At 68.0% G+C, this 8289-nt stretch carries 11 protein-coding genes; 10 read left to right on the top strand and 1 reads right to left on the bottom strand.

Annotated elements, in window-relative coordinates; genetic code table 11:
- The 8 genes from QZW52_RS17480 to QZW52_RS17445 all read left to right on the top strand — a co-directional run.
- Nucleotides 1-230, top strand: a 230-nt coding sequence (locus tag QZW52_RS17480; RefSeq protein WP_294001037.1) for a hypothetical protein, incomplete at its 5' end; no start/stop codon positions are given.
- Nucleotides 227-1654, top strand: a complete 1428-nt coding sequence (gene thrC, locus QZW52_RS17475) for a threonine synthase (RefSeq protein ID WP_294001035.1) — start codon at nt 227-229, stop codon at nt 1652-1654. The genes QZW52_RS17480 and thrC, both read left to right, overlap by 4 nt.
- Complete coding sequence (gene mobB, locus QZW52_RS17470) at nt 1651-2199, top strand: molybdopterin-guanine dinucleotide biosynthesis protein B (protein ID WP_294001033.1); 549 nt, start codon at nt 1651-1653, stop codon at nt 2197-2199. Before thrC ends, mobB begins: the two co-directional genes overlap by 4 nt.
- Nucleotides 2171-3469, top strand: coding sequence for a molybdopterin molybdotransferase MoeA (locus QZW52_RS17465; RefSeq protein ID WP_294001031.1), 1299 nt, complete (start codon nt 2171-2173; stop codon nt 3467-3469). Before mobB ends, QZW52_RS17465 begins: the two co-directional genes overlap by 29 nt.
- Before the next feature lie 2 nt (nt 3470-3471).
- The gene (locus tag QZW52_RS17460) at nt 3472-3723 is read left to right on the top strand and encodes a MoaD/ThiS family protein (RefSeq protein ID WP_294001029.1); all 252 of its coding nucleotides are present in this window, start codon (nt 3472-3474) and stop codon (nt 3721-3723) included.
- Between the two features lie 3 nt (nt 3724-3726).
- A complete protein-coding gene (locus QZW52_RS17455; RefSeq protein ID WP_294001028.1) occupies nt 3727-4251 on the top strand; it encodes a molybdenum cofactor biosynthesis protein MoaE in 525 nt (174 codons plus the stop codon).
- Nucleotides 4252-4256: 5 nt separating this feature from the next.
- Nucleotides 4257-4655 (top strand): fluoride efflux transporter CrcB, encoded by a 399-nt coding sequence (crcB, locus tag QZW52_RS17450; RefSeq protein ID WP_294001026.1) that lies wholly within the window; start codon nt 4257-4259, stop codon nt 4653-4655.
- A gap of 96 nt (nt 4656-4751) precedes the next feature.
- A complete protein-coding gene (locus QZW52_RS17445) occupies nt 4752-5732 on the top strand; it encodes an NADPH:quinone oxidoreductase family protein (RefSeq protein ID WP_294001024.1) in 981 nt (326 codons plus the stop codon).
- Between the two features lie 95 nt (nt 5733-5827).
- Here QZW52_RS17445 and QZW52_RS17440 read toward each other — a convergent pair whose 3' ends face one another.
- Nucleotides 5828-6439: a PEP-CTERM sorting domain-containing protein gene (locus QZW52_RS17440; RefSeq protein WP_294001023.1), complete on the bottom strand. Its 612-nt coding sequence runs from the start codon at nt 6437-6439 to the stop codon at nt 5828-5830.
- Between the two features lie 416 nt (nt 6440-6855).
- On the opposite strand from QZW52_RS17440, the gene carA reads away from it, so the two are divergent.
- Both carA and QZW52_RS17430 read left to right on the top strand, forming a co-directional pair.
- On the top strand, nt 6856-8043 hold the full coding sequence (carA, locus tag QZW52_RS17435; RefSeq protein WP_294001022.1) for a glutamine-hydrolyzing carbamoyl-phosphate synthase small subunit: 1188 nt from the start codon (nt 6856-6858) through the stop codon (nt 8041-8043).
- Nucleotides 8036-8289: carbamoyl phosphate synthase preATP-grasp domain-containing protein (locus QZW52_RS17430; RefSeq protein ID WP_294001021.1), on the top strand; the 254-nt coding region annotated here is incomplete at its 3' end. The genes carA and QZW52_RS17430, both read left to right, overlap by 8 nt.

Here is an 8289-nt window from a genome sequence, read left to right as displayed (position 1 = left end):
AGGTGACGGGGGAGTCGCCCGAGGCGCTGTTCGATCTGGCCTGTTCTGTGGAGCGCATCGGCGATCTGCACCGGCAAGCCGGCGATGCACCCGCCGCCCGTGCCTGTTTCGAGCGCGAGGTCCGGCTCGCCGAATCCGCTCTGCGACAATCGCCGCTGTCCGTCGATTTCCAGAACCTGCTCGCCAATGCCCGTGGACGGCTTGCGGCGATGCCGTCCGATACCCCATGAACTACATCAGCACCCGAGGCGACCAGACCGAGCGCCGTTTCTGCGAGATCCTGCTGGAGGGCCTCGCGCCCGATGGCGGCTTGTACCTGCCGGTCAGCTACCCGAAGATCGACGCCGCCACGCTCGCCCGCTGGCGCGGCCTGTCCTACGCCGACCTCGCCTTCGAGATCCTGTCGCTCTACATCGACGACATCCCGGCCGACGACCTGCGCGCCCTGACCCGCAAGACCTACACCACGGACGTCTTCGGCACCGACGCCATCGTCCCGCTCAAGCCGCTGGAGCCGGGCCTGTGCCTGGAGTCGCTGTCCAACGGTCCGACGCTCGCCTTCAAGGACATGGCGATGCAGCTCCTGGGCAACCTGTTCGAGTACGAACTCGGTCGCCGCGGCGAGCAGCTCAACATCCTCGGCGCCACCTCCGGCGACACCGGCAGCGCAGCGGAATACGCGATGCGCGGCAAGGCCGGCGTGCGCGTGTTCATGCTCTCGCCGCACGGCCGCATGAGTCCGTTCCAGCAAGCGCAGATGTTCTCGCTGCAGGACGAGAACATCCACAACCTCGCCGTCGAAGGCGTGTTCGACGACTGCCAGGACATCGTCAAGGCCGTGTCGAACGACCTCGACTTCAAGCGCGCCTACCGCATCGGCACCGTCAACTCGATCAACTGGGCGCGCCTGCTGGCCCAGGTCGTCTACTACTTCGCTGGCTACTTCCAGGCTACCCAGGCCACGAAATCGAACGACGAGCAGGTCAGCTTCACCGTTCCGTCCGGCAACTTCGGCAACGTCTGCGCCGGGCATGTGGCGCGGATGATGGGCCTGCCGGTCAAGCACCTCGTCGTCGCCACCAACGAGAACAACGTGCTCGAAGAGTTCTTCCGCACCGGCGCCTACCGCGTGCGCGGCAGCAGCGAGACCTGGGAAACGTCCAGCCCGTCGATGGACATCAGCAAGGCGTCGAACTTCGAGCGGTTCGTGTTTGACCTGCTTGGCCGCGATGGCGCACGCACCAAGGCACTGTTCGGCGAGGCGCTGAACCGCGAGGGCGTGTTCGCCGTGTCCCCGGAAGAGTTCGCCCGCATCGCCGGCTACGGCTTCCAGTCCGGCTGCTCGACCCACGCAGACCGCGTCGCCACGATCCGTGCTACCTGGGAAGGCCAGGGCGTGCTGATCGACACCCACACCGCCGACGGCGTGAAGGTGGCGCGCGAGCTGCGCGAGGACGGCGTGCCGATGATCGTGCTCGAAACCGCGCTGCCCGCGAAGTTCGAGTCCACCATCGCCGAAGCCCTCGGCCCGGATGTCCACGCCCCACGCCCGCCCGCACTGGCCGATCTGGAGTCGCGCCCGAAGCGGTTCCGGGTCATGCCGGCCGACACGGCGGTGGTCCAGCAGTACGTCCGCGACCACGTCCCGCTGTGAACGTCGTCGGACTCTGCGGCGCCTCCGGTTCGGGCAAGACCACGCTCGGCGAGGGCTTGATCCGCGCATTGAAGGCGCAGGGCTGCCGCGTCTCCGTGATCAAGCACGCCCACAAGCACTTCGACATCGACCGCCCCGGCAAGGACAGCCACCGCCACCGCGAGGCCGGCGCCTTCGAGGTGCTGGTCGCCAACGGCCACCGGCTGGCGCTGATGCGCGAGTTCGAGGTCGAGGCCGATCTGTCCGTCCACCAGCTCATCGCCGAACTCAGCGATCTGAGTGCGTTCGGCGCCGAGCACTGGGTGATCGTCGAAGGCTTCAAGCACGCCGATCTGCCCAAGGTCGAAGTCTGGCGCGCCGCCCATGGCGCACCAGCGGCCTACCCGAACGATCCGTTTGTCATCGCGATTGCCCGCCCGGCAGAGGACGCCGTGCCCCATTCCACCGCGCTGCCCTTGCTGGATCTGGACGATCCGGCGTCGGTGGCCGATTTCCTGCGAAGCGACCCGCAACGCTATGGCTACCGTGCCCCTCAACAACGCTGAACCGCTGGCGGCCCCGCGCCGCCCGGTGCTGCAGAGCCTGGACGACGCGCTGGCGAACCTGCTCGCGGTGGTGTCCGCGTCCTGTGCCGCACAGCCTGAAACCGTGTCCACCTTCGACGCGCTCGGCCGTGTGCTGGCCGAGGACGTGTGTTCGCTGCTGGACGTGCCACCAGCCGACAACACCTCGATGGACGGCTACGCCATGCGGGCGGCCGACGTGCCCCAGGTCGGCACCGTGCTGCCCGTCAGCCAGCGCACTCCGGCGGGTGTCGTCGGTGAGCCGCTGCAGCCGGGCACGGCAGCGCGCATTTTCACCGGCGCACAGATACCGCTCGGTGCCGATGTCGTCGTGATGCAGGAGCAGTGCGAAGCGGTGGCCGGCGGCGGACTGGGCAGCGTGCGCGTCAACCTGGTGCCGCCCGTCGGGCAGTGGATTCGCCGCCGTGGCGAGGATGTGCAGCGCGGTGCCGTCGTGCTCGCGGCTGGCACGCGCCTGACGCCTGCTGCGCTGGGATTGGCCGCCTCGGTCGGCGCCGCCGTGCTGAAAGTCGCCCGCCGCCCGCGCGTGGCCGTGTTCTCGACCGGCGACGAACTGGTGATGCCCGGCGAGGTGCTGCCCGAGCAGATGCGCCCCGGCGCGATCTACAACTCCAACCGCTACACGCTGCGCGGGCTGGTGCAGGCGATGGGCTGCGACGTGCAGGATCTGGGCATCGTCCCCGACCGGCTCGACGCCACCCGCGAGGCGCTGCGAGTGGCGGCGGCCGAGAGTGACCTGATCATCACCTCGGGCGGCGTCTCGATGGGCGAGGAAGACCACCTGCGCCCCGCCGTGCAGGCAGAAGGGCGGCTGGACCTCTGGCAGATCGCGATGAAGCCGGGCAAGCCGCTGGCGTTCGGCGCGGTGCGGCGCGAGGACGGCAGCGAAGCGTGGTTCCTGGGTCTGCCGGGCAATCCGGTGTCGAGCTTCGTGACCTTCCTGCTGACGGTGCGGCCGGTGCTGCTGCGGCTGCAGGGGGTGCCCGAGGCCGACCTGGCGCCGCGCAGTTATCCGCTGCGCGCCGATTTCGACTGGCCGAAACCCGACCGCCGCCGCGAATTCCTGCGCGCACGGGTCAACGCCGAGGGCGGCGTCACGCTGTTCCCGAACCAGAGTTCCGGCGTGCTGACCTCGGCGGTCTGGGCCGACGGGTTGGTCGATGTCGCGGCGGGGCAGGTGATCGCCCGCGGCGAGAGGGTGCGGTTCGTGCCGCTGAGTGAATTGGGCTGACCATGCAGATCCACATCAAGTATTTCGCGTCCCTGCGCGAGTCCCTCGGCGCAGGCGAAACCCTGGTGCTCGACGCACCGCTGACCGTCGGCCAGTTGCGCGACCAGCTCATCGCCCGCGGCGAGCCGCATGCGGGCGCGCTGGCGCGGGGCAGGGCGCTGCGGGCAGCGTTCAACCAGACCATGTGCGCCGAGACCACCGCGTTGACGCCGGGCGCCGAGGTCGCGTTCTTCCCGCCCGTCACCGGAGGCTGAGCCATGACCACACCGCCGCCGTCACGGCCACTGCGCCTGTCCAGCGTCTCCATCCAGACCGAAGACTTCGACCTGTCGGCTGAAGTTGCCGCGTTGCGCAGCGGTGACGCGGGCGTCGGCGCCATCGCCACCTTCGTCGGTACCGTGCGCGACCGCCACGCCGGTCAGCCCGTCGCCGGTGCGATCAGCGCGATGGAGCTGGAGCACTACCCCGGCATGACCGAGCGCAGCATCGAGGCGATGATCGACGATGCCTTCCGCCGCTTCGACCTCCGCGGCGTGCGCGTCATCCACCGCGTCGGCCCGCTGCAGATCGCCGACCAGATCGTGCTGGTGGCGGTCACGTCGATGCACCGCGGCGAAGCCTTCCAGGCGTGCGAGTTCCTGATGGACTACCTCAAGTCCGAGGCGCCGTTCTGGAAGAAGGAAACCACGCCCGAAGGCGCCCGCTGGGTCGATGCCCGCGTCAGCGACGACGCGGCGTTGCACCGCTGGGGCATCGTCTCGGGCAACGCGACCGGCGCCTGAACCGCATGCCCCCGACGCTGCTCCAGGCGGCTTCGGTCGCGCTCGGCGCCTCGCTCGGGGCGCTGCTGCGCTGGCAGGCGGGGATGCGGCTCGGCTTCGTCGTCGCCGGCTTCCCGCTGGGCACGCTGGCGGTCAACGTGGTGGGTGGTTTCCTGATCGGCCTCGCCCTGGTCTGGTTCTGTCTCCATCCAGAAGCTACTAACAGCCGACTGTTGGTCGTCACCGGCTTCCTCGGTGGCTTGACGACGTTCTCGTCCTTTTCGGGGGAGTCGCTGCTGTTGCTGCAGACGGGGCAGGTGCCGCTGGCGGTGCTGCACAGCGCGGCGCATCTGCTGGGCGCGCTGGCCGCGGTGGCGCTGGGCTGGTGGCTGGGGCAGTGGGTGTTGGGTGGTGCTGTCGCCTAGGAGTCAAGCGCAGGCTCCGCCCGCCAGCAGACTGCGCGCTGGAATGCGTCCACCTCTGCGACCTTTTTCACCCCTGTCTGCCCAGGAGCCTTGCCCATGCGTGCGCTGATCTGCGAATCCTTCGGCCCGATCGACCAACTGCGGGTGCAGGAGGTCGCTACCCCCGAGCCCGGCCCCGGCGAGGTCCGCATCCGGGTCGAATCCGCGGCCGTCAACTTCCCCGATGCACTGATCGTGCAGGGGCTGTACCAGGTCAAGCCGGCGCTGCCGTTCTCGCCAGGGGCGGAGCTGGCGGGTGTGGTCGAGGCGGTGGGCGAGGGTGTTCGGCATGCCAAGGTCGGCGACCGCGTCATCAGCTTCTGCGGCCACGGGGCGTTTGCCGAGCAGGTGGTGGTCAACGCCCGCCAGGTGATGCCGCTGCCCGAGGGCATGGACATGGACACCGGCGCCGCGCTGGTGCTGACCTATGGCACCTCGCTGCACGCGCTCAAGGAGGTCGGGCGCTTGCAGGCCGGGGAGACGCTGCTGGTGCTGGGTGCGGCGGGCGGCGTGGGGCTGGCGGCCATCGAGATCGCCAAGCAGATGGGCGCGCGCGTGATCGCTGCGGCGTCCAGCGAGGACAAGCTGGCGCTGTGCCGCACGGTGGGCGCGGACGAGACCGTCAACTACACCAGCGAAGACCTGCGCAAGCGCGTCGATGCGCTGACGGGCGGGCAGGGCGTGCAGATGGTGTACGACCCGGTGGGCGGTGATTACACCGAGCCGGCGCTGCGTGCGACAGCATGGCGCGGGCGGTATCTGGTGGTCGGGTTCGCGGCCGGGGCGATCCCCAAGGTGCCGCTCAACTTGGCGCTGCTCAAGGAACGGGCGATCCTGGGCGTGTTCTGGGGCGATGCCGTGCGGCGTGATCCGGCCACGCACCTCGCCAACATGCAACAACTGGCGGCGTGGTTCACCGAGGGCCGCATCCATCCGGTGATCAGCGAGCGGGTCGGGCTGGACGGTGCGCAGGACGCTATCCAGCGCATGGCGGCGCGGCAGGTCAAGGGCAAGGTGGTGGTGCATCCGCACGCCTGAGTCTGCGCGACGGCGAGACTGCGGGTTGCGGGCAGCAAAAAGCGCCCCGCAGGGCGCTCTCTGTCTTGCGCTGCAGCGCCGTCAGGCGCCGTGCATCAACGCTGCTGGCGGCGGCGGCTGACGAAGCCCAGCACGCCCAGACCGGCCACCAGCATGGCATAGCTCTCGGGTTCCGGCACCGGGGTCACGGCGGTCATGGCGACATTGTCCAGCGTCATGCCAGTGTTCAGACCCGGCAGACCTGCGCCGACCGAGCCGAAGTACAGCTTGTAGCTGGTGTTGTCGGTCAGGGACAGGCTGGTGTTGTTGGTGCCTTGGCCGCTGATCTGGACCAGCGGGCCGTTCGAGATGTAGCTCGCCGTGTTCTGGTTGTAGAGCGCCCAGAAGCCCGAACCGTTGTAGTCGAAGCTCAGGTTGAACTGACCACCGGTGTCCGCGGTGAAGGACGTGTAGGCGGAATCGCCGCCACCAAATTGCATGGACTGGTTGCCCGCCACGTCCACGATCTTGTGGGTGCCGCTGGTCGAGTCGGAACCCCACAGCGTCGCGCCGTAGCCGCCCAGGTTGGACCAGGTGTCGAACGTGTCGGCCGCTACCGACGCTCTCTCGAAGTCACCGGCGGTGATCAGGTTGGATGCAGCGTGGGCGCCAGTGCCAACGGCTGCGAGCAGCAGGCCAGCGGCCAGGGAAGTCAGGGTCTTGTGCATGTGAGGTTCCAGTCGAGGTATGTTGCAGAGTGGATGCTGGCGGGGCGTTGAGGTGCCACGTCGTCTCCTGTCAGTACCTTAGCAAGATTGCCCGAAATGAAAACACCTGCAACCGTGTCTCCTCCCCCGTTGCGGGGTAGGCCGTGCCAGGGAGCGGCCAACTTGTACCGATTGACCCATGGCCACCATTGATCCAAGGGGGACGCTGGTGCTGCAAGAAGAATCAGGAAGGCTGGGTGCAGGATCTGGCCGGGAAAACCCCCGGACGGCTATAATCCACAGGTTTGTCTGCCAACAACGCTACCCAGCGTCGCATGCTTGTCCCACCTGACCGGAAAGGCGCTTGTCGCCAGTGCTCCATCCGCAGAGCCCGACCGGTCTGAAGCAGCGCTGGGGGCGCTCTATCCGGAGTTCCCGTGCTGCCCGTCCTGCCCCCCGCTATCCTCGCACTCGCAGACGGCACAGTCTTTCTAGGCACCTCGATCGGCGCTGCCGGTCACACAGTCGGCGAAGTGGTGTTCAACACCGCGCTCACCGGCTACCAGGAAATCCTCACTGACCCGAGCTACTGCCAGCAGATCGTGACCCTCACGTATCCGCACATCGGCAACTACGGCGTCAACGAGCAGGATGTCGAGGCCTCGAAAGTCCATGCCGCTGGTCTGATCATCAAGGACTTGCCCGTCCGCGCCTCCAACTTCCGCCAGTCGATGACGCTGGCCGAGTACCTCGTGCGCGAAGGCACCGTTGCCATCGCCGACATCGACACCCGCCGCCTCACCCGCGTGCTGCGCACCCATGGCGCCCAGAACGGCTGCATCATGGGATTTCCGGCTGACACTGCTGTGACGCAATCGATGATCGACGAGGCCATCGCGCTCGCTCGCCGTGCGCCGAACATGGCCGGTCAGGATCTCGCGCAAGTCGTCACCCGGCGCGCGCCGGAAGTCTGGACCGAGACCGAGTGGCAACTCTTCGCGGCCGACGGCAAGCCCGGCTTCGGCGAGCAGACGGCGCCGCAGTTCCACGTCGTCGCCTACGACTTCGGCGTCAAGCGCAACATCCTGCGCATGCTGGCCGAGCGCGGCTGCAAGGTCACGGTGGTGCCGGCGAAGACCTCGGCGGCCGACGTGCTCGCCTACCAGCCGGATGGCATCTTCCTGTCCAACGGCCCTGGCGACCCGCAGCCCTGCGACTACGCGATTGCCGCCGCCAAGACGTTGATCGAAACCGGCATCCCGACCTTCGGCATCTGCCTGGGCCACCAGATCATGGCGCTGGCCTCGGGGGCGCAGACCTTCAAGATGAAGTTCGGCCACCACGGCGCGAACCATCCGGTGAAGGATCTGGACACCGGCCGCGTGTCGATCACCAGCCAGAACCACGGTTTTGCGGTCGATGCCGAGACCCTGCCTGCCAACCTGCGCCCGACGCACGTCAGCCTGTTCGACGGCACGCTGCAAGGACTGGCGCGCACCGACAAGCCGGCGTTCTGCTTCCAGGGTCACCCGGAAGCGTCGCCCGGCCCCCATGACATTGCCTACCTGTTTGACCGCTTCACCGCGCTCATGACCCAGCACGTGGCGGAGAAGAACAATGCCTAAGCGCAGCGACCTGAAATCCATCCTCATCATCGGCGCCGGCCCGATCATCATCGGCCAGGCGTGCGAGTTCGACTACTCCGGCGCGCAGGCGTGCAAGGCCCTGCGCGAAGAGGGCTACAAGGTCATCCTGGTCAACTCGAACCCGGCGACCATCATGACCGACCCGAACACGGCGGACGTGACCTACATCGAGCCGATCACCTGGCAGGTGGTCGAGAAGATCATCGCCAAGGAGCGCCCGGACGC

The sequence above is a fragment of the Sphaerotilus sp. genome (genome assembly GCF_013299175.1).
In the GTDB taxonomy this organism is placed as follows: domain Bacteria; phylum Pseudomonadota; class Gammaproteobacteria; order Burkholderiales; family Burkholderiaceae_C; genus Sphaerotilus.
This window is presented reverse-complemented; position numbering and strand designations above follow the sequence as displayed.

Excerpts from the sequence above, each read along its gene's own strand:
- QZW52_RS17465 (WP_294001031.1), top strand. The coding sequence starts at position 2,171 with ATGGCTACCGTGCCCCTCAACAACGCTGAACCGCTGGCGGCCCCGCGC.
- crcB (WP_294001026.1), top strand. The coding sequence starts at position 4,257 with ATGCCCCCGACGCTGCTCCAGGCGGCTTCGGTCGCGCTCGGCGCCTCG.
- thrC (WP_294001035.1), top strand. The coding sequence starts at position 227 with ATGAACTACATCAGCACCCGAGGCGACCAGACCGAGCGCCGTTTCTGC.
- QZW52_RS17445 (WP_294001024.1), top strand. The coding sequence starts at position 4,752 with ATGCGTGCGCTGATCTGCGAATCCTTCGGCCCGATCGACCAACTGCGG.
- QZW52_RS17460 (WP_294001029.1), top strand. The coding sequence starts at position 3,472 with ATGCAGATCCACATCAAGTATTTCGCGTCCCTGCGCGAGTCCCTCGGC.
- QZW52_RS17455 (WP_294001028.1), top strand. The coding sequence starts at position 3,727 with ATGACCACACCGCCGCCGTCACGGCCACTGCGCCTGTCCAGCGTCTCC.
- QZW52_RS17440 (WP_294001023.1), bottom strand. The coding sequence starts at position 6,439 with ATGCACAAGACCCTGACTTCCCTGGCCGCTGGCCTGCTGCTCGCAGCC.